Consider the following 22,932-nt stretch of genomic DNA (forward strand, 5'->3'; position numbering starts at 1 on the left):
TGGCCAAGGTGTAGCTGACGGTAAACTGACAGCTCTAGGTGGTACATCCACGGGATATATCAATACGGTTGGATTATCACTTAACACGGTAGCCGTAACGCCGTCGTCCAATCTGAACAATGTGGATATGTTCCCTTACAGCCTTTCGGTTGTAAATGCAGTGGGTAAGATAAGCGAAGGTAAGGATGCATTGAATACAGTCATAACATACAACTTATCCAAAAATGGAGATTACGAAGCAGGTGCCTACGAGCACAAGCTTGTCTTGGAAATCATTGATCCGTATGGGCAAACGATGGAAAAGACTTTGACACTCGGGACTGATTTGCCAATGGGTAAATTAAAATCGTACTCAACTATGTTTAATAGTAACTTCGATACAAGATTAGGCGGAGGTAGCATTCGTATGAACCTGTACGATGAGTTCCAGAATCAAAGAGTATTGCTGGGTAGCCAATACTATCCACTTACTTACGAAAAAACTGTACCAAGCAATGAATAATCAACAAAGCCTTCGTGAACCGTTCACCCAGATGTCATTTTGCGTTTACCTTTCTTCCATGAAACAACAAACCCAGTACCGACATGGTACTGGGTCATATTCTATATAGATGCTGTATTCTTTTTGCGATGTCTTACATGATATTATAAAGTCTTATGGGCACACCAAGAAAGAGGGTGTCGAGACACCCTCTTCGCCTATATAAGAGAAGACCAAATCATCAAGTGAAGCTCATTCGTTAATATTGAACTCATTTACAATTTACTTGAGTAATGAAAGTGTCACTTTTATCGAATTATCAACAAAAGATCGATTTGGACGAGATTTCATGATTACGGTTAGTCCAATTAACGATACGATTAGCGCTTGTGATAGAGCCTTCGCGTCTATATGGGGCTCGAGTTCACCTGATTGGATACCTCGTTCAATGGTTTCTTGAAATATGACTGATAGGTACATTTGATGTTCCCTTGTAAGAATTTCAAATTTCTCATCATGAGGCGCAAGTTCGACCATCGTATTGATACAAAAGCAGCCTCGGCTGAGACCTTCTGTATATTCCTCAGCAACCACATCTTCAAAGAAAGTGGAAAATGCTTCTTTTACAGATGGATTGTTGTGAAGTTTGGTTCGGACATCAGAAGCACGAGACATCGTGTATTTGCGTAGCGCGGCTTCAAACAATCCTTTTTTATCTCCAAAGGCGGAGTATATACTGGGTCGTTGAATTCCCATTCTGGAAGTTAAGTCGCTTAATGAGGTAGCCTCATATCCCTTCTCCCAAAATAGTTGCATAGCTGCTTCTAACACTTTTTCTTCATCAAATTCGCGGATTCTTCCCATAATTAATACCTCTCGTTACTCTTCATTTTTTCTTAATTGCTCAATGATTCCGATCCTATATAACTGCGTTTATTTACGTACTAATCAGTACGATATAATTCTACAATTAGCCACTCGTATTGTCAAACGTAGGCTAGTGTATCCTTACCAAGAATTAGACATAACAATTTAAATCAAAATTATTTGTTGACAGCAATCGTTTCTGTGAGTTATGTTTACTGGGCCAAATAACATACTGATCAGTATGTAATAGACTCGGCATTTAAATTTAATATAGATAAGGTGTGTACAGAATGGAGAAGGTTAAAGAAAAAGTAGCAGTCAATGCCGATATTAAGGCGAATTCGTCACAAGGGATGCTAAATACATCTGATGCAGTTCATGCTTCTCCCATGTCTCACTATGTGACATTATTGTTTGCGGCTGTCTGTGGGATGTCTGTGGCCAACATCTACTTCGCACAACCGATACTTGATAATCTGTCGAGTGCGTTCGGTATTGATTATTCAACCATTGGCATTCTCATTACCATCACTCAGATTTGTTATGCAGTGGGACTGTTGCTGCTAGTGCCACTTGGAGATTTACTGAACCAGCGCCGTCTGATTATCGGTCAGATGCTATTATCCATAATAGCTCTGGTTATAGTTGGCACTGCCTCCTCCAGCATGGCACTATTCGCAGGTATGGGTTTGGTGGGATTGCTTGCCGTCGTGACGCAGACGCTTGTGGCGTTCGCGGCGACAATGGCTGTCCCTGCCGAACGAGGACGTGTCGTTGGCATGGTCACAAGTGGAATTGTGATTGGCATACTTCTTGCGCGAACCATTTCAGGGATATTAACAGATATTGCGGGTTGGCGTTCCGTATATTTGGTCTCTGCTGCGTTGATGCTTCTTATGGTGTGCGCATTATTTAGGGTGTTGCCAAATGTTGAGCGTGGGGTACAATCGCTGTCCTATCCCCAGTTGCTTAGGTCGGTGTTTATATTGTTCGCACAAGAAAGAATATTACGCATCCGTGCTATTCTGGCTCTGCTGATTTTTACTGCTTTCAGCATTTTGTGGACTTCACTAGTACTGCCTCTTAGCGCGCCGCCATTATCACTTTCGCACACTGCAATTGGGGCGTTTGGTCTAGTGGGAGTTGCCGGTGCGTTAGCTGCAACACGGGCGGGAAAACTAGCCGATCGAGGTTATGGACAGAGAACGACTGGCGTGGCTTTAATTCTATTATTGATATCATGGTTGTTCATCAGCTATACAGAACAGTCGCTGTTCGCATTGGTTATCGGTATTGTTCTTCTTGACTTGGCGGTGCAGGCCGTACATGTTACGAATCAAAGTATGATCTTTGCATTGCGTACGGAGGCTCGTAGTCGGCTTACTGCTGGGTACATGGTGTTCTATTCCATCGGCAGTGCTACGGGTTCAATTGCTTCGACCCATATATATGCAAGCTATGGCTGGGATGGCGTGTGCTTGCTCGGGGGTTCTGTTAGTGCTTTAGCTCTTCTGTTTTGGGCAATGACCAGACGCTATACGACTACCGCATTACAATAAAGCTCGTGTCCTACGATATACGAATATGTAGATTGAGCAGCTTAATCTGAGCTAGACATCAATCTACTTGTGAAGCACTGAATAATAGTTCTAAATTAAGAAATATAATATTAAGATTTTTGAATAGGAGAGATTGACCATGGAGATAGGGATTACTTCGTTTGTAGAAACAAAGCCGGATGTTAAGACAGGTGATGTGATAAGTCACGCACAGCGATTGCGTGAAGTGGTCGAGGAAATTGTACTCGCCGATCAAGTGGGACTTGATGTGTTTGGCGTAGGTGAGCATCATCGCAAGGATTATGCGGCATCTTCACCAGCAGTTGTATTGGCTGCGGCTGCAGCGCAGACGAAACGGATTCGGCTGACTAGCGCAGTGACGGTGCTTTCTTCCCTTGATCCGGTGCGTGTTTTTCAGGATTTTGCTACACTCGATGGCATTTCAAATGGACGTGCGGAGATCATGGCGGGCCGGGGTTCCTTTATCGAGTCTTTTCCACTGTTTGGTTATGACTTGAATGACTATGATGAGCTGTTTGAAGAACATTTGGAATTGCTTCTTAAAATACGGGAGTCCGAAAAAGTAACTTGGAAGGGTGGGCATCGGCCAGCGATTAACCATTTGGGCGTGTATCCACGGCCCGTTCAGAATTCCTTACCGATATGGGTTGGTAGCGGGGGCAGACAGGAGTCTGCTATCCGTGCAGGTCTGTTAGGACTGCCATTGATGCTGGCGATAATTGGTGGAAATCCAATGCAGTTTGAACCACTTGTGCAGCTGTATAAGAAAGCGGCAGCGCACGCTGGTCATGACGAATCACGGCTTAAGGTTGGGGCGCACTCGATAGGATTTGTTGGAGAGAATACTGAAACAGCTGCAGATACATTTTTTCCTTCTACCATGGCAGGGATGAATAGATTAGGCAAGGAGCGGGGGTGGGCTCATTATGACCGTTCTAGCTTCGATGCTGCGCGCAGCTTTGATGGCGCACTGTATGTCGGCGATCCCGAGACTGTTGCACAGAAGATCATTCACCTTCGCAAAAATGTCGGTGTTACACGCTTTATGCTGTATGTACCATTAAGCACGATGCCGCATGACCAAGTGATGAGAGCCATTGAGCTGCTAGGAACAGAGGTAGCACCCCGGGTTCGGGAGGAAATAAGTAAGTGGGAAGCTGAGATGGGAAATCGATCATAATTTAATTTTGATTAATAAATTTACAATGGTTTCGAGAGTACACTTAATAATAGGAGGAATTGAAATGGAGTTTGAAAGTAGAGTATTACCAGAATTAAGACCAGTATTAGCACTATTTCCTGGTTTTCAATTAGAGGAAAATCTAGAGTGGAGCAGGGGCTTGTTGTCGAGTCCTCCTATTGAGAAGTTGGAGCACGTAAGCACGACAAGCCGGATGATTCGGGGCGGAGCAGGCGAGATACTGGTCAAAATTTACGAACCCGCCGAACGAACTGGCGCTAAGCTTCCAGCCATTCTGTGGATTCACGGGGGAGGTTATGTAATGGGGCATCCTGATATGGACGACGCTTTGTGCGAACGCTTCGTGCAGACGGCTAAGTGCGTCGTCGTATCGGTCGATTATCGACTTGCTCCCGAGCATCCGTACCCAGCTGCCATCGATGATTGTTATGCCGGCTTGACGTGGATGACGGACGAAGCTGAGCTACTGGGCATCGACTTAGATCGGATCGCAATTGCCGGTGCAAGCGGGGGCGGTGGTCTGACCGCAGCACTTGCTTTAATGGCTCGAGACAAAGGTGGGCCAGCCCTCATCTTCCAAATGCCACTGTATCCGATGATCGATGACCGGAATATTACGGCGTCGAGTCATGAAATTACGGCCGACAACGCAACCTGGAACCGGACGAACAATTTGACAGCCTGGAACATGTACTTGGGCGATCGTACCGAAGACAGCGATGTATCCCCTCATGCAGTGCCGGCTAGAGCGGAAAGCTTGGTGGGATTACCGCCGACCTATACGTGCATAGGACAGCTCGATCTGTTCCGAGATGAGACGATCGAATATGTGGCGCGTCTTGCGCAAGCAGGCGTAGACGTAGAATTTCATCTGTATCCTGGCACCTTCCACAGCTTTGAAACGATTGTTCCGCAAGCGGAAGTGAGCAAGCGTGCCAGCCATAGTTATGTGGACGCGATTGCAAGAGCACTTAATCCTTAAACAATGAAAGGGGCTGTCTCCAAAGGTCAAAGATGACCTAAGAGACAGCTCTTTTGTATTAGATCATTAGCGACAATATAAAGGTCCAGATACAGACAAAAGCTAGTAATCCCACACTGTATTTTAAAGTCATCTTCGTGAGTTCCGATTCTTTACCTGTTTCACCAACAGCGGCTGTTGCAATGGCAATGGATTGTGGCGAAATAAGTTTGGCCATCACGCCCCCAACCGTGTTCGCAGAGACTAATAACGTTGGATTGGTTCCAATAATGTTAGCGGCTGTAGCTTGAATGGGTGCAAACAAGGTATTGTTATTTACGACGGATCCGGTCATGAATACGCCAACCCATCCTAATATGGGTGATAACAGTGGAAATATACTTCCTGTTGCAGCAACGGCTTCCCCTAATGCATTGGTTAATCCTGCGTAAGTCATTAATTTAGCTATACCTAGAATGGCACAGATCATCACAATGGGAATCCAGAATTCTTTAATGGTTTTTGCGAAGAGCTGAGAACCTTTTGTAACTCCTATAGATGGTGTTGTTAAGATGGTTGTTAAGCCTGCTAGCAATATAGCCGTACCTGTTGAGCTTATTAAATCAATGCTTGAACGTAAACTTGATCCAGGCAAACCAAACGTTAACTTGGTAAAAGCAAGAGCTCCACCTTGGATAAATAGATTCTTAAATACAGGCAAGCTCCAAATTAAAACAAATACACTCAATAAGTAAAACGGAGACCAAGCCTTGATCACGTCACGAACGGTATGTTTTTCAACTTTAACCTCTTGGTTGTTGAGTAAGAAGATATGTTTGGGTTTCCATTTTTTCAAGAATAAAGCCAAAGTGCCCATAGCTATTAAAGACGGAATGATATCAGCTAATTCGGGACCTAGAAATAGAGTGAAAACAACCTGAGTTGCTGTATAGGTTGTAGATACAACTAGAATAGCGGGAAATACTTCTTTGATCCCTTTGAATCCATTCATTATGAAAATAAGTAGGAATGGAATCGTGAAATTAATAAGAGGTAACGTGAGTGCAGTCATCATGGAGACATCCATGGAAGTTACATTACCTTTTAAATTCAATGTACCTAAGATGGCAACAGGGATACCAACGGCACCAAATGCTCCTGAAGCACCATTTGCAATGAGACAAAGCATAGCCGCTTGTAATGGTTTGAATCCTAATGACACTAATAGAACAGCACAGATTGCAATGGGAACACCGAAGCCGGCAGCACCTTCAAGAAACGCATTGAAACAAAAACCTATGAGTAAAAGTTGAATGCGCTGGTCTTGTGAAATACCTGTAATACTTGCACGTAATACGTCAAATTTCCCTGACTCAACAGATATTTTATACAACCAAACAGCCATAACGATAATATAACCAATGGGCCATATCGCTTGAAGGGTACCTTGGATGACACTTCCAACGGAATCGCCAAGAGGTAGATTAAATATAAACATTGCAATCACAAAGGTAATGACCAAGTTTAACAAGGCCGCATAAATACCTTTCATCTTAAATAGGGTCAGACATAACAGAAATAATATAATCGGAATAGCTGCAACCATGGAGGAGATCATTAGATTGTTAAATGGATTGAACGTGTCTACTAACATGGTTGGCTTACTCCTTTGTAAGTGGGAATCTTCTTACTCATAATCAACAATCAAATTATGTCCAAAATGAAGCTTGAATATCTTTTAGGACTTTCACGGATTTGGCGAACTTTTCTTGCTCATCCTCATTTAATGAAAGCTCTACGAGGTCTTTTCTACCGGCACGATGGATAACCGTAGGCACACCGATGTAAACATCGTTGTGACCATACTCTCCTTCTAACAGTGATCCCACAGGTAATACAACTTCTTCATTTTGTAAGATGGCTTTCGTTATTCTAGCTAGTCCCATAGCGATTCCATAATATGTAGCACCTTTGGACTCAATAATTTGATAAGCTGCATCACGAACTTGAACAAAAATTTCTTCTTTTCTGGCATCTGTTAAATCCGGTGCGATAAGTTTCCCTGAAATATTCGCTGTACTCCACACGGCGAGTTCTGAATCACCATGCTCACCGATGATATAAGCATGAACACTTGTGGGTGCTACATTATATTCTTCACTCAATAAATAACGGAACCTTGCAGTGTCTAGGATTGTACCTGAACCAATAACCCTCTCTTTAGGTAAACCAGAGAATTTCCAGGTTGCATAGGCTAAAATGTCTACTGGATTGGTAGCCACCAAAAATATGCCGTTAAATCCAGAATCCATAACACTTTTTATAATGGTTCGAAAGATGTTTAGGTTCTTGCTGACAAGGTCAAGTCGTGTTTCTCCAGGCTTTTGCGCTGCACCGGCACAAATCACAACGATTGCCGCATCTTTGCATGCTGCGTAAGTACCGCTTGTAATTTTTATTGGAGAAAGTGCATACACAAGTCCATGATTTAAATCCATAACTTCGCCTTCTGATTTCTCTTTATCTATATCCACAAGTACTAATTCATTACAGATCCCCTGATTTACCAACGCGTAGGCATAGCTAGACCCCACGTCACCTGTTCCAATTAGAACTACTTTATCTCCAGTTGTTATACTCATTATAAATACCTCCCGTTGAATGATTGATATGGATGAATTTCCGTATGTAATTGAATCCTATTTGACTCTGAACGTTATTATGTCATCCCTTAATTCGTAATATACTTGTGGCGGAAATTTATCACGGAAGATAGATTCACCCGCTAACACTAAGAATTTGGACTTTTGTTCTATTAGAATAACTCATGTCACAAAACGGCAGGTTCCGATTGTTATATAGGCAAAGAAACAAAGGAGGTGAGCATGTGAAGCCAACCATCCCCGGGGAAGTGGGAGAGAAAGGCCATGAGATAGAAGCGATCATTGATCGTGTCAAATTAGGAGACAAGCAGGCGTATGAAATGATTATTCATCAGTTTGAACGGCAAATGTACACCTACTGCTACTATATTTTGAAAAATCATGAAGAAACCGAAGATGCTGTCCAGGAGATTTTTATCCGAGCATACGAGAATCTTCATCGATACAGTAGGCAGGCGACCTTCTCAGCTTGGCTTTATAAGATGGCCTATCACCACATGATGAACATAAAGAAAAGGCAGGGTCGATGGTTCGAGCTGATTCATCAGTTCAAGGAGCAGCAACCCAAAATTGAAATTACACCTACACCCCAAGAGTCTGTTATTGAGGAACTGTTGACCTATCTGACTCCAGAAGAACGGCATATTTTGCTGCTCAAAGCAGTTGAACAGTACAGCTTTGACGAAATCGGAGACATTATGTGTATAAAACCGGCAACGATTCGCAAGAAATACGAACGGCTTCGCCGTAAGCTTTCGGATTACAGACGTAATAAAGGAGGGATCGTACATGGTACATTTGCCAAATCAAACTGAGTCGAAAGAAATGGACACGATCGAGCAATGGATTCGGAACTCGGAAATGCCAAGAGTAAGTATGAGCCATCAAATTATGAATAAGATAGGAGATCAAACTATGAGTAAAACGAAATCGAATTTTGTGAGAAAAACATTAGTTACCGTATCGGCTGCAGCAGTACTAGGCGTAGGTGTGATCGGCACGGGGTTCGTATCCCCTGCGATGGCGGATACTTTGAAACAAATTCCGGTGATTGGCAGTGTCTTCTCGGGAATCAGTGATGAGAGATTGCAGACAGCGATTGATCAAGGAATCGCTACCAGTCCTAACCTGAGCGTGACGCATGACGGTGTGACATTGAAAGTGACTGATCTATTGTATGACGGGACCGTTCTAAAATTTGAAGTGGAGCGTGAGGGTGTCGAATTGCCTTCGACATTTGGATCACATCAGGATCGGGATAAAGGCGAGGTCAAAGGATATATTCAGACGCCGACACTACTGGTTAATGGCAAGGAAATCAAATATACATCGGGAGGGTTTGGGGATATACCATACAAAGAGAATACCATTAAAGCTGAAATACGGGATGGAATGTCTCTTCCAGACCAATTCGAGTTGACCATTCAAGCCAAAGTGACACAAATTGAAGAGCCATTCGAATTCAAGATTCCGGTGAAAATTGAAAATAATATGCTTGTATTGAAGCCGAATGCAACCGAAACGGACGGGAAGTTTAGTTATACGGTGAAGCAATTGGAGATAACTCCGGCATCCACTAGACTGATTCTGGATAGCACGGGTGATGTTCCCAAGACACCTGAGCAGACCGGCGACTATAGTGCAACGATGGTTTACTATGATATCGTGGATGACCAAGGGAATGAAATTAATCAGGATAGAGTTGGATTCTTTAATAGCAAACCTGAGACCGAGTACCATGTAAATGAGCTGTATCAGGCTTTCGCGGCGACGCCTAAATCCATTACGATTAAACCTTATACCTTTACCGTGAACACCTCTGATTGGAAAATCGTTGGAGCAAGTAATGGGATTGCAGGTGACAAAACATATCTGGATGATCTGGAGCTAACCATTCCGGTTCAGCCTTAATATTAGCACCGCTTTATCTGTCAAATCCGTTGAGAATACAAAACAAGAGAAACCCTCTTCTTAGTGAAGGAGGGTTTCTCTTATTTGTACAACAATTGTAGTTAGTGTCCCAAGCCTAGGGTCAGTGTTCACTACATTAATTGATCAGGATCACTAAGGAATCAGGTTTGTGGGAAGTATTTATAGTGGCGTTATTTGATTGATAAGACAAAATTTCGATCAATTGTTCTGCCATATGTGTAGACGTATATTTGAACCCACTTTGTACCCATTCAATGATTAATCCAAAGAGGGCATAGGCATTATAGCTGGCAAATAAATCGGGATTTATGTTCTTATTATGATTAGATACTGCTTCTAAATGTTGTTGTACTAGTTGTTTTAATATGGCACAAATCTTATTCTGAAATCCAGGTAAAACATTAGAATTTACAATGATCGTATAAAACTTAGCGTAGGTAGCAACATGCTCAAAAATTCTTATGGTCGAAGTGGTAAGTTCACCAATAATAAATGTATCCGTATGAAGATAGGGTTCTTTAAAAGATGTAATCAAATCTTCCATAATGTCATCCATCAGTTCATTCAGAAGTTCTTCCTTCGTTTGATAGTGTTTATAGAATGTTCCACGGTTTAAATCAGCAAAAGTAACAATATCCGTGATCGTAATTTTTTTGAAATCTTTTGTCTCCATAAGATCAATTAATGCGTCTTTTAATTCTTTTTTTGATTTTCTAATTCTTCGATTGGTAGGTATCAACAGAACACCGCCTGAATGTCTATTTTACAATCCTATTTGAACAGATTCATAAGTTAATGTATATTCATCAACATTTAGCGTCCCAATTGCTTATTGATACTTAAATTATAGAGGATTAAACTGAGTTAGTACAAATTTTAAAAGGTTTCCAGAGAATAATATGGTATTGCTTACAACCAACTACAAGCACAAAGGAGACATTCACATGAAACTTCAAGAAAGAGTTGCCGTTGTTACGGGCGCAGCTTCAGGTATGGGGAAATCGATTGCAGAATTGTATGCTAAAGAGGGCGCAAAGGTCATTGTTGCTGATCTTAACTTTGAAGGTGCAGAACAAGTTGTAGCAGGGATTATTAGTAATGGTGGCGTAGCCAAAGCAATACAAGTAAATGTTGCGAAATTAGAAGATATCGAGAACATGATTGATACAGCAGTTAGTGAATATGGTACGTTAGATATTCTAGTGAATAATGCTGGTATTATGGATAGTTTTGAACCTGCAGGTGAAATTACAGATGAGAAATGGGATTTAATATTTGATATAAATACGAAAAGTGTGATGCGTTCTATACGTAAAGCGCTACCTATCTTCTTAGAAAAAGGAAAAGGCGTTATCGTTAATACGGCTTCTACCGGCGGATTGAACGGTGCTCATGCTGGTGCGGCGTATACTGCATCTAAACATGCTGTTGTAGGAATGACGAAGAATACTGGGTTTATGTATGCTAATAAAGGGATTCGTTGTAATGCAATCGCACCAGGTGCTACCGCAACTAATATTGGAGCTTCTATGAAAAATGTTAGCGAATTCGGTAGCAGTCGTCTTGGATTAGGACAAGCTGTGATTCCTCGCGTTGGTACACCAGAGGAAATTGCTCAAGTTGCCCTATTTCTAGCTTCTGATGATTCCAGTTTTATAAATGGAACAGTTATAACTGCAGATGCTGGTTGGACTTCTGCATTCTAATTGGTTATTAGGGATAATCAAGTGATTATTATAAAAAGGGTACCCACGTTGGGTGCCTTTTTTCGTATGTCCACACAAGACCAACGAGTACGAGCTAGCTGAAAGAGTTGGGATTACGATGGCTAACCTATCGATTCTCAAGAATGGTAGAGCCAAAGCGATAAGATTAAACACCTTAGAAGCCATATGCAAGGCGCTAGATTGCCAACCGGGAGATATATTAGAATACATGGAATTGGATAAAAGTTAAGATAAACAAGTAATGGATGATTCACTAATCATTAACTTGATATTTACATGGCGTCCCTTCAGAATAGAGAGAATACCTATTCATAAAGGGAGTTATATGAGATGAATGATATAATGGCACGTAATAATGTGAAAGTGATGGGTGAAGGAGATCGCACAATTATTTTTGCGCATGGCTTCGGGTGCGATCAGAGTATGTGGCAATATATCACACCATCTTTTGCAAACAATTATAGAATCGTTCTCTTTGATTATGTGGGTTCAGGTAGCTCAGATTTAAGCGCATATACGACAGAAAAGTATAGTCAATTTACTGGCTACGTACAGGATGTATTGGATATTATTGAGGTGCTCGAGCTTAGTAATGTTATATTTGTGGGTCATTCCGTTAGTTCTATGATAGGGATGCTGGCATCCATCGAGCGGCCTGATTATTTCGATAAATTGATTATGATTGGACCTTCTCCGCGTTATTTGAATGATGGTGATTATGTCGGTGGTTTCGAAGAGAGTGATATTACAGAACTACTAGACATGATGGAGATGAATTTCACAGGATGGGCTAGCTTTATGGCTCCCCTTGCCATGAATCATCCCGATCTTCCCAATCTAACGCAAGAGCTGGAACAAAGTTTTATTTCGACAGATCCTGTTATAGCTAGAGAATTTGCAGAAGTGACATTTCTATCAGATCATCGTAAAGCGTTATCGGAATCTACGGTTCCTACACTCATTATGCAATGCTCGGATGATAGTATCGTACCGATAGAGGTAGGCGAATATTTACATAGTCACTTGAAGAATAGTACGTTGCGATTAATGGAGGCCAAGGGTCATTATCCTCATATTAGCCATCCAGAGGAAACGATTGCTCTCATTAATGAATACCTGGAATAAAGTTATCTAGATCATGTGGCATTGAAAGGATATTAGAAAATGGATGAACGGTTGAAATATGCGCCATGTGGATATATCTCCATCACACACGAAGGAATCGTTACGGAAGTGAATCAAACATTCCTTGATATGATGGGGTATACTCCGGAAGATTTGGTGCATAAGCATATTGAATCTATCATGTCTACGGCAAATAAGCTTATTTTCCACTCATACTTTTACCCTTTTATCAATTTGGATGGGCATGTAGAAGAGTTGTATCTGAGATTGAAAGATCGTCAAGGAGAGTCGATTCCTTATATCCTAAATGGGCGACGGTATGAGATGGAAGGCGTAGAGATTATTGATTGTGTATTAGTGCAGATGGGTAAACGCATTGATTATGAACTCGAGCTTCGCTCTGCTAAGAAGCAAATGGAAGATGCCTATTGGGACAAGGATCAAGCTCTTGTGAAGTTGAAGCAAATTCATATGGAGATTGAACAGAAGCAACAAGAACTGATGGACATCAATGCTGTTTTAGTAGAACTGTCTTATACAGATAAGCTCACGGGATTAAAGAATCGAAGGTTTGTTCAAGAAAAGTTGGAGGAACAGCTTATCCAATATGGCAATACGCAAGAACCTTTTTCGATTTGTATCTTAGATATAGATTATTTCAAAAAGGTGAATGACACGTGGGGACATCAGACAGGCGATGAAGTATTAGAGAAACTAGCGGATGTTTTGATATCCCATTCTCGTCATAAGGACGTTGTTGCTAGGTATGGTGGGGAAGAGTTTGTGATGATCTTGCCTGATATGGATATACGTGAGTCGAAGATAAAAGCGGAGAATTTACGGCATGCCATAGAGAATATTGCGTGGGACAAGGGAAACATCACGGTGAGTATCGGTGTAGCTACGGTTACTCCACGGGATTCCGATACAACCATACTTAAACAGGCGGACCTAGCCCTTTATGCCTCCAAAGAAAATGGTAGAAATCGCGTGACACACATCATAGATTTGGATGAAGAGCCTCTTGGATAAGGGGGCTTTTTTTCAGTAGATACACAAGGGGGATTTGAACGGATGGATGAAATAAATCGAGCTTTTTCAGAAGGATGTGCAAGCACTCTAAATCGTTGGACTTCTTCTGACAGCATTCATAGTGACCTACTCGCCACAAAGGATCTTGTGTATAGCCCATGCAGATTTGATTGCTCTGAACCACTTCAAGAAGAACAAAATGCTGATTATGGGGCGTATGTATTTAACTTGAATGATCTCTCAATTAGATTTCGTGTTGCGAAGATTACGCCTACAAAGGTCGGGCAGTTCGTCACTTTGTGGGAGAGAATTGGGGATGGGCCGATACAACCCTATGATATATCAGATGCAGTTGATCTCTTTGTGATTAGTACACGTAAAGGCAGTCACTTTGGTCAGTTTGTATTTCCAAAAGCTGTTCTATGTAATCACGATATCGTATCTGATCAAGGTGAAGGTGGAAAAAGGGCTATACGCGTATACCCGCCCTGGGATAATCCCACCAGTCGGCAGGCGATGAGAACTCAGAAATGGCAGTTGGAATATTTCATGGAAATACCTGTGAATATCCCAATAGACGTTGTTCGTGTTCAAATGCTGTACGGTACTAAATCTGTTTCTCTCCTAGATTGAGCAAAATGAAATTCCGTGCCTATATCGTCTACTGCAGCATACGATTTGTAATTGTTGCTTCGAAAAAATAATGGTATGGTTAGTGATACTTTTTCAAAAGGGCGGTATAACCATTATGTCAGAAGAACATCAGTCATATAAGCAATCAGCGTACCCTTCTGGAGGGGATAAATCTAATCTTGGTATAAGAAACAAGAAACGGCATTCGGCAGGAACGATAGGTCCTTGGAAACAAATAATATACTTAATGATTCTTGCGGGAATCATAGCGCTAATATATGTGGTGACCAGAGAGTTATAAATTAGCGAAATCCGATGAAAAGTAGTTATACACATGTGTATAAAGATTTCGGTACAGCGTATCTCGGTCTAGAGGATGAGTTGAATTTCAGTACAGGGTCGGATTACAGGTGATCTCGTACGGTGTACTATCAAGATATATTAAAAAGGGGGACGGGATGGATATGAAATGGCATCGATACGTAACACGATTTGCAGTGTCAAGAGGATTAGGTGGGCGAGATATTGACTATCAATGGCCGTCTCCCTCATTTCCGGTTGTTAGTATTCGTAGTAATCTAGGAAGATACTCAGATAAAGGGTATGGGAACGGAAGTAGACCAGGGTTTAAGACAGCGGTAGGGTTAATTGCTATTGGAGATGTAGCTATTGGATTGATCTCCATAGGCGCTGTAAGTGTGGGATTACTATCTATAGGTGCGGTGTCGCTTGGTTTGTGGCTAGCTCTAGGAGCAATAGCGATGAGTTGGTATGGTTGGGCATTAGGTGCGGTTGCCATTGCAGGAGTAGCGGTCGGTGCAGTTGCTATCGGAGCTAAGGCACTTGGAGCGGTTGCCATAGGAGAGATTGCGGTGGGTGCAGTTGCTATTGGGCAATGGGCATATGGGGTCGTTGTGATCGGCGAGCATGGTATCGGATTAATCCCCATCACAGTTGACGTGATGAATTGGTTCCGGCGGTTGTTTGGTGCTGAAGGTTAAGGGTTTGAATGTAATAGTATTAATAATGAACTCATCTTCGTGCTATCTCAGCATGGGAGGAGTTTTTTTGTATTCATTATTGTGTAATCACGATAACGATAACAATAATAGTATAACGATTGATCCTCCTGTATAATTCGGTCTATCAAACGATAGAAAAGAGGCAGGAATATGTCAGCTGAAGCGGTTTTCCACGGTAATGTTAACCAAGCAATTTGCGCATTTACATTTGATGATGGTCCTACTCATCTTCCACTTGAATTATGGCTTGATGTTTTAGAGCAGGAAGACGCGGTAGGGACTTTTTTCTTCACTGGAGAGTGGATGAATCGGTACCCGGATAAAGCGAGAGATATCCTTTCCCGAGGTCATGTGCTTGCCCCTCATACCTATTATCATCGTCGGATGGCACAAGTGCCAAAATCCGTATTTATGGAGGAGTTACAATTAACTGAACTGGCTTACCAAGATGCAACGGGCCTTCCTTGTCCAAGCTTGATGCGCTTTCCTTATTTCTCGTTTGAACAGGAGAATTTGGAGTGGCTAGCAGAGTTGGGGTATCTTGATATTGAAGGATTCGATTCTGGCGATTGGGACGGTGGTTCTGCAGAAGGCATTATCGAAAAAGTAGCGCCGAAGCTTGATAACGGGGCTATCATTGTGATGCATAGCAATGATATTTCGAAGGGAACGCCTGAAGCATTAAAGGAACTTATTCGGATGGCTAAGGAAAAAGGGCTGAGAGCTGTAGGCATACCTGAGATACTAGATTCTGTTGGATTAGAAGTGGGTTACAGACCTTGGAAAATCACGGTGGACGTTCCAGCAGAGCTAGAGCATCCTATAGAGAATTGGGTTCCTGCGAAAGATGATCAAATGTTGTCCGAGCTTGCAAGTCAGACGGTAGAATGGAATATTCCACAGTATACGATGCAATTCACTTCTGAGAGCGAATGGCTTGAGCATTTGGAGACACCTCTTGAGGAATTCGGCATTACAGAAGATCGTGAGTTATTTGCGATTCAAGGTAATTACGGCTCGTATTGGGGTTATGTGCGCGCTGGGTACACAGAAGATACACTTGTATTGTTAGATTATGCCGCTAAGGAATCACAGGCAGATACATTAGTATACCTTCTTCGCTGGGCTGCGGAGACAGCAAATCGCCTTGGGTTAACTCGAATTGAGGCAAGACGGGATATTCGCCGAATGAGTGAGATGTGCAGACAACTAGGTTTGCAATCAGAGATTAAGGAAGATCAATAAATGCGATGAAATAATGAATTTTCAGCGAAATTCAGTTCCAAAGTATCAACGGCTCTAGTCATAGGATAAGAGGATATAATATCTTGTTTTTGTATATAGGTGCTAGGTAATAGAGATCATCCATCAGACAAATCAAAAACTAAGTTTGAGTACCTACATTAGATATGATCCCAATTATTCATGTAATGAAATGTAATGCATGATACTCTTTGTAATGTAATAAGGCAAACCTATAGAAATGTAGGGACGCAAAGCTAAAGGGACTAAGGTTCATGACTATGTCAGCCAGCTGCCAAAGAGTATTTCATGCTTTTTGTTTCTTAAGATTTAATAAAAATGGCGTCTGAATTTTTATACGAACTTATGAACAATCAAGCTACTCTTAGGGGTAGTTTTTTTTTGGCTTTTTAGATCATCGGTCATAATAATAATCCATCGGGGGTAGGCAGTATGAAAAAAATGATTGCAATCGCAACATCTGCAGCGATGTTGGTCAGTCTTTCAAGTGAGGCAGGTTATGCGCTAGCAAGTGAAATTCATAAGGTGAATGTAGTGAAAACCGTGCTAGAAAGCCGCGTAAGTACAGCAAGTAATGCATCCGTTGTTCCGTTTGATCTTTATGGTAAAGACGTTCTAAGTTCCTATAATGAAGTCTTTAAAATGAATAATACTAATATTACATCGATTACGAATAATGGCGGCAACTATTCCGGATCTCCGATTGGTAAGGCGATCGATGGAGATATGAATACGCATTGGGAAACAAATAAACCGAATACGTCAACATTCAGTAACGAGGTTGTAATTAATTTAAATGAAACGACAGAATTAAATAGAATCGTGTACGCAGCTAGACAATCCAGTGCGAAAGGTAAAGGATTTGCACAAGAGTTCGATATTTATAGCTCAACAACCGATGTAGGCGATAATTTCACGTTAGTATCTTCTGGCGAATATAAAGGCTCCACAGGAGATGTCGTTGAAATTCAATTTGCATCCACAGCATTCAAGCGCATCAAATTTGTATACAAAAAAGCAGATCAAGATTGGGCAAGCGCATCAGAGTTTGTTTTTTATAAAGAAGATACCGTATCGGATAAGATGAAGAACTTATTCACGGATAATACATATAGTCAAGTTAGTCCAGAGTTTAATACAGTAGAGAAATTAACAGCGTTAGAGAATGAAGTGAAGTCACATCCACTATACGCTCAATTCAAAGCAGATATAGAGAATGCAAGAATACTTCTGGATAATCACCAGATAGAGTCAGCTACAACAAAGGTCTCTAAATTAAAAGGGTATGGCACAGAATATGAAGCGGCCTATAGTGAAGTCTATCGTATGCCTAATTCAAATATATCAAAAGTAACGACAAACGGTGGAAGCTACCCAGGTACGAAACCAGAATATATGCTAGACGATAAAGCGAATACGCATTGGGAAACAAATAGAAACAATGATGCTAACTTCACGAATGAAGTTGTGTTCGAATTAACAAATCCTGAAGTGTTAGATAGAGTTGCCTTCCTAGCTAGAGATAATAGAAAAGGATTCCCAGAAGCCTTCGAAATCTATGCATCTGCAACGAGTAAAGGAGACACCTTCCAACTTGTATCTAGCGGAACTGCGACAAGTACGAACGATTTTCTGGAATTTAAGTTCGAACCTACTAATTTTAAAAGAGTAAAATTCAAGTTCACTCAAGCGAATATCAATCGACCGTTCGCAGCGGAATTTAGATTTTATAAAGAAGATCCAGTCAGTGACAAGGTGAATGGCATATTCACGGATGGAACGATGAGTGCAGTAGTTCCCGAGTATAACAGTGTAGCTTCAATCAATGCATTGGAGGCAGCAGCGAAAGTGCATCCGTTATATCCGATCCTCAAAGAGCAATTAGATTTAGCTAAGAGAATCGTGAATGGCGAAGTGCAAATCGAAGGTATGATCATCACAGCTGAGCAACGTGGAGATATGAAGAAGCATGCATCGCAGAATTTGAGAATTGGATTTGGTACGAATAACCAGGCTACGGGATTGGTTGCTATGCCAGGCGATCAAATCAACGTCTACGTGGATGTAAACGCTAATGGTAAAGTACCTTCGTTAATCTTTTCGCAACAAGAGGGTTCTTGGAACAGTTGGGCAAGAGGCGTTCAATTACGTCCAGGTAAAAACACGATCATCGTACCTGAATTCGAAAAAAATGGAAACTATGCGCATGATGTGACCAAAGGCGGAACTGTGTATATCGTCAATCCTTATACGGCTGAAGAGCAAGGAAAGGCACCTAGTATTCGATTTGAAGGGCTAGAGAAGATTCCTTTTATGACGAAGGACACGGACCCAGAACAATTCAAAGCTTTCTTAACCACATATAAGCAAAGATTAGATGAAGATAAAGCGGCACATCCTAATGTGTTAGATCGAGAATTGATCGACGTCGTAGAAATGGTTAGCGAGCACGTTATTTTTACAGGAACGGCTACTGAAGCGTACAACAAATTTATTACGCAAGGAAATAACCCTATGGATACCGTAACGGGTTATGATTCTTGGATGAAGACGATCTTTGACTTCTATGGTTTGGATGGCAGCAGTGAAATTCATGATGCTAAGCTAATCCGTGAGAATATTAGATTGATGCAGCCTTATGGCGCTATGTATGCGGCGGGTGACCATACAGGAATTCAAGGTGGAACCGTTGGAACGATGCTAGGTAATTTCAATGTGGCATATCCAGGCTGGGGATTGAATCATGAAATTGGGCATCGCTTGGCCATGGGAGAACGGGAATATGGCGAAGTAACCAATAACATGGTGTCCATGTTGATGTCTGTACATTCTGTTTCGATGGATACTCGTATACCATTCGAAGAAATTTATAAATATGTTATAGAAGAAAATAAAGTCGTGATGAATCAGCAGGGATTATTCGCACAACTTGGATCCTATTGGCAGTTGGAGTTAGCGCATCCGGGATATTGGACAGAATTGACTAGGATGTATCGAGATCGGAAGGTATCCCTAGTAAATGGCGATAATTCGAAGCAGCAGTATCTGGTTGAGTTTTCTTCTGAAGTGCTAGGTCTGGATTTAAGCAGCTTCTTTGCTAGACACGGCTTCACAGTCAATCCTGAGACAAAAGAGAAATTAGCGAAATATCCAGCTTCCGATAAACTATGGTATCTGAACAATACGTTAGTTAACTATGAAGGAACAGGTGTAGAAGATAAGAATGCTTCCATAAAGGTAAGTATAGCTTCGAATACCACAGCTAAGTCGAATACGTTAAGCTTCACTATGGATAAAGCTTATAAGAAAGATATGTTAGGTTATGAAATCTATCGAAACGATACGTTAGTAGGGTTTACAGGAACAGATCGATTCGTGGATCTAGCTGTAGATACAACTCAGAATTATACGTATAAGATTGTGGGTTACGATAAGAAATTGAATACATTGAAGCCAGTTGAGGTTAAGGCATTCAAGCCGACGTTATCGGTTGAAGACCATGTCACATTGAAGCTCAATCAAACATTCGATCCAATGGGTTATGTTAAAGCGACTAACTATCAAGGAAATGATATTTCGAGTGAAGTTGTGATTACAACGAATAACGTGGATGTAACACAAAAAGGAAGCTATAACATTGGTTATAAGATTACGAGTCAAGGGGTAACAGAATCTAAAACGGCTAACGTCACGGTAACAAGTGATTACGCGTATGTCTCGGATATGGAGGCTAAATCAGCAACAGTTGGCTCGGGGGTATTAAAGAAAGATAAAGCACCTGCGGGTGGAACGATAACACTCGTAAGACAAGGACTTACCGCAACCTATGCGAAAGGAATCGGCGCACATGCCAATTCTGAGGTTGTATATAATATTGAAGGTAAAGGGTATGACTTCTTTGAAAGTTATATCGGAATTGATCAAGCGGTGAAAGGAAATGCTGCTTCATCAGCAACTTTCGAAGTGTATGTGGACGGAGAGAAGATATTCGGAAGCGATGTGTTCGGATCGGGTACAGAACATGAATTTGTACAGATACCTGTTACAGGTGCACGGGAAATTAAGCTTGTTACAACAGATGCTAGCAATAATGGTAATAATGCAGACCACACGGTATGGGCAGATTCGAAGTTTACGAACAATTCAAGCAACCCAACCATCATTGTTCCTGAACAAACGGCATTCGTTATGCTAAACAGTGAGTTTGATGTTTTAAAAGATGTTACGGTGTTTGATACGGAAGATGGAAACTTAATCGACCAAGTTGAAGTGAAAACGAACGGTTTCACTACAAACAAGACCGGAACTTACCAAGTAGAACTTACGGTTAGCGATCGTGATGACAATACAACGTCGAAGACGAGAGAAATCGTTGTATACAGTGCAAGTAAATACTTGAGTGATGTGAACTGGGAATCTGCAAGAACGGATTATAATGTGGTCCGAAAGGATAAAGCGAGCTCCAACAATCCGATTAAGCTGCTAGTAAATGGTGAAACAAAAGAATTCGCCAAAGGAATCGGAACACATGCAAACTCTGAAATTGTATATAACCTTGCGAATACGAACTACGAATATTTCGAAACGGTTGTAGGTGTTGACCGAAATATACCAGAGCAAAACAACTCAAGTGTAATATTTAAACTTATCGCCGATGGGAAAGAAGTGTATAACAGCGGACTTATGAAATACGGTACGGAAGCGAAGATTGCTCGCATACCTCTTAAAGGTGTCAATGAATTAAAGCTCGTATTAGATAATGCGGGGAATGGAAATGCTTCCGATCATGGGGATTTCGGAGATGCGAAGTTCATCATCCTGAACAATACGCCAGAGCTTACGATCCCTAAATCTATCTCTACTAAAGTGGATCAAGAGATACCAGTCAATGGCGACTATTCAGCAACAGATGCAGAAGATGGGGGCGTAACTTCTAAAGTAGAAGTCACGGGAGAAGATCGCGTTAACTTCAACAGAGCCGGAGAATATCCGATTACGTATACCGTTACCAATAGCGATGGAAATACCATCACGAAGACGAGAACGATCGCGGTTGTGAACATGGAAGATTCCAAATATCTAACGGATTATGATTGGAATTCTACTCAGAACAGTTATACGGCTCCGGTGAAAGATATTTCAATTAGTGCTAAGGCTCTAAGATTAACGGGTGCCAACAATCAGGAAGTTGCCTATGCAAGAGGAATTGGTGCACATTCTAACTCCACAATTGTGTATGACCTGAGCGACAAGAACTATGATTACTTCACTTCATTTGTTGGTGTAGATCGACAAATGTACGGATCAGTCGGTTCTGTAAGCTTTGAGGTATTCGTGGATGGCGAGAAGAAGTTCGATAGTGGTGTCATGAATTCAAGAGATCCACAGAAATTCATTGAAGTGGATATTAACGGAGCGAAAGAACTGAAATTAGTCGTGACTGACGGTGGAAATGGGAACGGATCTGACCATGCAACATGGGGAGATACTAAATTACATTTCGCCAACGCGGATAGACTATTCACAGGAGATCTTACACAAGCGATTGAAAATGTTAAGGTAATAAATCTAGAAGGGTACACTTCTGAAAGTGTTGCGGCATTAAAAGCTAGAATAGCGAGAGCAGAGGTGGTTCTTGCTAACACGGAAGTTACTCAACAAGAAGTAGATGAAGCATTAACAGCACTGCAAACAGCAACTGAAGGTTTAGTAGACATAGACCTCACACAAGTCATTACTGTACAAGACAAGTATTTAAGTGCCTCCATTAAGCAAACTTTAGGAGTAACGGAGGATCTGACGCTTGGTGATATGTATCAACTTACAACGTTAACTAGTGAGACCGGGAGAGCTAGATCTCTTGAAGGTTTGCAGTATGCTAAGAACTTAGAGACACTAGATATCACTGGAAATGAAATTACGGATTTCTCTCCACTACAAGGTTTAACGAAACTGGATAACCTGATGGCGGATCCTCAAATGGTTGAAGTAGGAATTATACAAGGACCTATCGCTAAAGTGGAAAACCTTGTTAAAGGGTTAGACGGGAATAAAGTGATACCTAATTTAGTAGGGGTTAGAAATAATAAAACGATGAAAGAGATCGCGTTCGATGTTAATGCTTGGACGGAGAACCCTGATACGTTTACAATAGACCTTACGAATGAAGATAAGGGACTCTACACGTTAGCAATGACTTATCAAGTGGAAGGAAATACTGTTTACCTTATTTATATGATTGATAATAAGTAGTTCGTAGGATGATGGCACGGTTCGCACGTTAAACATTCTACCAAACCATTAAGGGCACCCGCAGGGGTGCCCTTAATTTTTATTTCCACGGAGGATTTGATATACATACTGACTTCTCACGGCTGTAAAGATAGGCCAAAGAAGAACAACATACTGACAACTGCGATGAAACAGAGGAGTAACCAAGATGCTA

General features: G+C 41.5%; 17 protein-coding genes, 1 pseudogene and 1 riboswitch. Of the genes and pseudogenes, 14 read left to right on the forward strand and 4 right to left on the reverse strand.

The window, feature by feature from the left end:
• Positions 1-502: pseudogene (locus BW961_RS30620) on the forward strand (hypothetical protein); the annotation flags it as partial.
• 261 nt (positions 503-763) lie between these two features.
• Here BW961_RS30620 and BW961_RS16410 read toward each other — a convergent pair.
• The gene (locus BW961_RS16410) at positions 764-1,345 is read right to left on the reverse strand and encodes a TetR/AcrR family transcriptional regulator (protein WP_068589000.1); all 582 of its coding nucleotides are present in this window, start codon (positions 1,343-1,345) and stop codon (positions 764-766) included.
• A gap of 356 nt (positions 1,346-1,701) precedes the next feature.
• Here BW961_RS16410 and BW961_RS16415 point away from each other — a divergent pair, with 356 nt between their 5' ends.
• The 3 genes from BW961_RS16415 (at position 1,702) to BW961_RS16425 (ending at position 5,111) form a co-directional block, all read left to right on the forward strand.
• The gene (locus BW961_RS16415; protein WP_068589087.1) at positions 1,702-2,907 is read left to right on the forward strand and encodes an MFS transporter; all 1,206 of its coding nucleotides are present in this window, start codon (positions 1,702-1,704) and stop codon (positions 2,905-2,907) included.
• 139 nt (positions 2,908-3,046) lie between these two features.
• Positions 3,047-4,108 (forward strand): LLM class flavin-dependent oxidoreductase, encoded by a 1,062-nt coding sequence (locus BW961_RS16420; RefSeq protein WP_068588998.1) that lies wholly within the window; start codon positions 3,047-3,049, stop codon positions 4,106-4,108.
• A 64-nt stretch (positions 4,109-4,172) separates the two neighbouring features.
• Positions 4,173-5,111, forward strand: coding sequence for an alpha/beta hydrolase (locus tag BW961_RS16425; protein WP_068588995.1), 939 nt, complete (start codon positions 4,173-4,175; stop codon positions 5,109-5,111).
• Positions 5,112-5,169: 58 nt separating this feature from the next.
• On the opposite strand, the gene BW961_RS16430 is transcribed toward BW961_RS16425, so the two are convergent.
• Together BW961_RS16430 and BW961_RS16435 are read right to left on the reverse strand one after the other, a co-directional pair.
• Complete coding sequence (locus tag BW961_RS16430) at positions 5,170-6,744, reverse strand: L-lactate permease (protein WP_068588992.1); 1,575 nt, start codon at positions 6,742-6,744, stop codon at positions 5,170-5,172.
• A 55-nt stretch (positions 6,745-6,799) separates the two neighbouring features.
• The gene (locus tag BW961_RS16435; protein WP_068588990.1) at positions 6,800-7,732 is read right to left on the reverse strand and encodes an L-lactate dehydrogenase; all 933 of its coding nucleotides are present in this window, start codon (positions 7,730-7,732) and stop codon (positions 6,800-6,802) included.
• Between the two features lie 245 nt (positions 7,733-7,977).
• Here BW961_RS16435 and BW961_RS16440 point away from each other — a divergent pair, with 245 nt between their 5' ends.
• Both BW961_RS16440 and BW961_RS16445 read left to right on the forward strand, forming a co-directional pair.
• Positions 7,978-8,568: an RNA polymerase sigma factor gene (locus BW961_RS16440; RefSeq protein ID WP_068588989.1), complete on the forward strand. Its 591-nt coding sequence runs from the start codon at positions 7,978-7,980 to the stop codon at positions 8,566-8,568.
• Complete coding sequence (locus BW961_RS16445; protein WP_068588987.1) at positions 8,543-9,664, forward strand: DUF4179 domain-containing protein; 1,122 nt, start codon at positions 8,543-8,545, stop codon at positions 9,662-9,664. The genes BW961_RS16440 and BW961_RS16445 overlap by 26 nt, the downstream gene beginning before the upstream one ends.
• Positions 9,665-9,800: 136 nt before the next feature.
• On the opposite strand, the gene BW961_RS16450 is transcribed toward BW961_RS16445, so the two are convergent.
• Positions 9,801-10,424, reverse strand: a complete 624-nt coding sequence (locus tag BW961_RS16450) for a TetR/AcrR family transcriptional regulator (protein WP_139331667.1) — start codon at positions 10,422-10,424, stop codon at positions 9,801-9,803.
• 205 nt (positions 10,425-10,629) lie between these two features.
• Here BW961_RS16450 and BW961_RS16455 point away from each other — a divergent pair, with 205 nt between their 5' ends.
• The 8 genes from BW961_RS16455 (at position 10,630) to BW961_RS16495 (ending at position 22,739) form a co-directional block, all read left to right on the forward strand.
• Positions 10,630-11,391, forward strand: coding sequence for an SDR family oxidoreductase (locus tag BW961_RS16455; protein WP_068588984.1), 762 nt, complete (start codon positions 10,630-10,632; stop codon positions 11,389-11,391).
• Positions 11,392-11,443: 52 nt separating this feature from the next.
• On the forward strand, positions 11,444-11,641 hold the full coding sequence (locus BW961_RS16460) for a helix-turn-helix domain-containing protein (protein ID WP_068588980.1): 198 nt from the start codon (positions 11,444-11,446) through the stop codon (positions 11,639-11,641).
• A 101-nt stretch (positions 11,642-11,742) separates the two neighbouring features.
• A complete protein-coding gene (locus tag BW961_RS16465; protein WP_068588977.1) occupies positions 11,743-12,537 on the forward strand; it encodes an alpha/beta fold hydrolase in 795 nt (264 codons plus the stop codon).
• Positions 12,538-12,576: 39 nt separating this feature from the next.
• Positions 12,577-13,569: a sensor domain-containing diguanylate cyclase gene (locus BW961_RS16470; protein WP_068588974.1), complete on the forward strand. Its 993-nt coding sequence runs from the start codon at positions 12,577-12,579 to the stop codon at positions 13,567-13,569.
• Positions 13,570-13,611: 42 nt separating this feature from the next.
• Positions 13,612-14,202, forward strand: coding sequence for a MepB family protein (locus BW961_RS16475; RefSeq protein ID WP_068588970.1), 591 nt, complete (start codon positions 13,612-13,614; stop codon positions 14,200-14,202).
• A gap of 464 nt (positions 14,203-14,666) precedes the next feature.
• The gene (locus tag BW961_RS16485) at positions 14,667-15,203 is read left to right on the forward strand and encodes a hypothetical protein (protein ID WP_068589082.1); all 537 of its coding nucleotides are present in this window, start codon (positions 14,667-14,669) and stop codon (positions 15,201-15,203) included.
• A 171-nt stretch (positions 15,204-15,374) separates the two neighbouring features.
• A complete protein-coding gene (locus tag BW961_RS16490; protein WP_068588964.1) occupies positions 15,375-16,469 on the forward strand; it encodes a polysaccharide deacetylase family protein in 1,095 nt (364 codons plus the stop codon).
• A gap of 213 nt (positions 16,470-16,682) precedes the next feature.
• Positions 16,683-16,766: riboswitch (cyclic di-GMP riboswitch) on the forward strand.
• Positions 16,767-16,919: 153 nt separating this feature from the next.
• Positions 16,920-22,739, forward strand: coding sequence for an NPCBM/NEW2 domain-containing protein (locus BW961_RS16495; RefSeq protein ID WP_068588961.1), 5,820 nt, complete (start codon positions 16,920-16,922; stop codon positions 22,737-22,739).
• The last annotated feature ends 193 nt before the right edge of the window (positions 22,740-22,932 follow it).

The sequence above is a fragment of the Paenibacillus macquariensis genome (assembly GCF_900156375.1).
In the GTDB taxonomy this organism is placed as follows: Bacteria; Bacillota; Bacilli; order Paenibacillales; family Paenibacillaceae; genus Paenibacillus_AQ; species Paenibacillus_AQ macquariensis.

Bases quoted from the DNA above. Each gene is read 5' to 3' on its own strand.
- BW961_RS16490 (WP_068588964.1), top strand. From the start codon at position 15,375: ATGTCAGCTGAAGCGGTTTTCCACGGTAATGTTAACCAAGCAATTTGC.
- BW961_RS16420 (WP_068588998.1), top strand. From the start codon at position 3,047: ATGGAGATAGGGATTACTTCGTTTGTAGAAACAAAGCCGGATGTTAAG.
- BW961_RS16455 (WP_068588984.1), top strand. From the start codon at position 10,630: ATGAAACTTCAAGAAAGAGTTGCCGTTGTTACGGGCGCAGCTTCAGGT.
- BW961_RS16485 (WP_068589082.1), top strand. From the start codon at position 14,667: ATGAAATGGCATCGATACGTAACACGATTTGCAGTGTCAAGAGGATTA.
- BW961_RS16410 (WP_068589000.1), bottom strand. From the start codon at position 1,345: ATGGGAAGAATCCGCGAATTTGATGAAGAAAAAGTGTTAGAAGCAGCT.
- BW961_RS16475 (WP_068588970.1), top strand. From the start codon at position 13,612: ATGGATGAAATAAATCGAGCTTTTTCAGAAGGATGTGCAAGCACTCTA.
- BW961_RS16470 (WP_068588974.1), top strand. From the start codon at position 12,577: ATGGATGAACGGTTGAAATATGCGCCATGTGGATATATCTCCATCACA.
- BW961_RS16445 (WP_068588987.1), top strand. From the start codon at position 8,543: ATGGTACATTTGCCAAATCAAACTGAGTCGAAAGAAATGGACACGATC.
- BW961_RS16425 (WP_068588995.1), top strand. From the start codon at position 4,173: ATGGAGTTTGAAAGTAGAGTATTACCAGAATTAAGACCAGTATTAGCA.
- BW961_RS16430 (WP_068588992.1), bottom strand. From the start codon at position 6,744: ATGTTAGTAGACACGTTCAATCCATTTAACAATCTAATGATCTCCTCC.
- BW961_RS16465 (WP_068588977.1), top strand. From the start codon at position 11,743: ATGAATGATATAATGGCACGTAATAATGTGAAAGTGATGGGTGAAGGA.
- BW961_RS16415 (WP_068589087.1), top strand. From the start codon at position 1,702: ATGCTAAATACATCTGATGCAGTTCATGCTTCTCCCATGTCTCACTAT.
- BW961_RS16495 (WP_068588961.1), top strand. From the start codon at position 16,920: ATGAAAAAAATGATTGCAATCGCAACATCTGCAGCGATGTTGGTCAGT.
- BW961_RS16435 (WP_068588990.1), bottom strand. From the start codon at position 7,732: ATGAGTATAACAACTGGAGATAAAGTAGTTCTAATTGGAACAGGTGAC.